The sequence below is a fragment of the Streptomyces sp. NPDC002130 genome (genome assembly GCF_040296465.1).
Taxonomy (GTDB): domain Bacteria; phylum Actinomycetota; class Actinomycetes; order Streptomycetales; family Streptomycetaceae; genus Streptomyces.
Genome location: NZ_JBEOXI010001150.1, coordinates 1 through 1,115 on the forward strand (window position 1 = coordinate 1; position 1,115 = coordinate 1,115).

Annotated in this window: 1 protein-coding gene; it reads right to left on the bottom strand. The window is 63.9% G+C overall.

What is annotated here, in order from left to right; genetic code table 11:
- Nucleotides 1–165: 165 nt before the first annotated feature.
- Nucleotides 166–1,065, bottom strand: a complete 900-nt coding sequence (locus tag ABT116_RS49175) for a GGDEF domain-containing protein (RefSeq protein WP_502984110.1) — start codon at nucleotides 1,063–1,065, stop codon at nucleotides 166–168.
- Between the last annotated feature and the right edge of the window lie 50 nt (nucleotides 1,066–1,115).

Below are 1,115 nucleotides of genomic sequence, written 5' to 3' on the forward strand. Positions count from 1 at the left end.
AACCTACCCCGTCTCGACGATCCTGTACGACAAGCATCGAATCAGCCTGGAGAACCTGAACAATCTTGCCGCCCTGCCGACCACCGGGGCGAGCATCCTCGTCGGTAGCGCCATCAACAGGGCCGGATCTGGTTCGCCGGCAACGATCTTCGCTCTCCTGCGGCGTTAGGCTTCGCGGCGATCTCGGTAGACGACGACAGCGCCCTTCCCACTTCTCTTCGCCTCGTACATCGCCGCATCTGCTCGGCGAAGCAGAGTGTGCGCGCTGAGCGGCTCATCCGCAGAGTCGAACTGCGCGGACCCGAACTGCGCCGACTCGAGCTGCGCCGACTCGAACTGCACGGACCCGAATCCCGCTACACCGACGCTCGCACCCACCGACACCGATTTCTCGCCGCCAATCCCATCGCTGCTGAGGGCGTCGACGATCCTGCGAGCGACGACGACGGCATCGTCGAGCGGGCCCTGCAGGAGCACAGTGAACTCGTCGCCTCCGAATCGAGCGACAAACGCACTTTCGGGAACCGCTTCGCGCAAACGCGCAGTGAGAGCAACCAGTACACGATCGCCGGCCGGATGCCCGTATCGATCGTTGACCTGCTTGAAATCGTCCAGATCAACGAGCATCAGCACCCAATCGGAGTTCGTCTGGCGATAGTTTTCGATGGCGCTCGCAAAGTGTTCGTCGAACGCGGCCCGGTTTGCAAGCTCGGTGAGTGGGTCGTGATGTGCTCGGTACCTCAGCTCGTCCTGGGCAGCGGAGATCTGTTGAAGGAGCGCGTCGTTCTCGAGGAGCGTGAGTATTTGGCGCACCAGCGCGAGAACCAGCACGACGACACCGAGTATCACGACCACGGCATCGAGGTTGCCGACGATGAGTGCCTGCACCGTCACGATCGTCGCGATGACCGCGATCAAGAGATACGGCAGCAGCAATTGAGTCCGATCGCTTCGCCAAGGTTGTAGGGCTGTGCGCGGTCGGGGCTCGGCTCGTTCGGCCAGTGCCGCCAGCGCGATCAACGGCGGCCCGGCGATGAACCCGGCGTCGGCCCGGGAGCGCGCCACGGCCCTGGCCCTCCAGCACAGTCTCCTGCCACGAGGGCTGCCCGGACAGG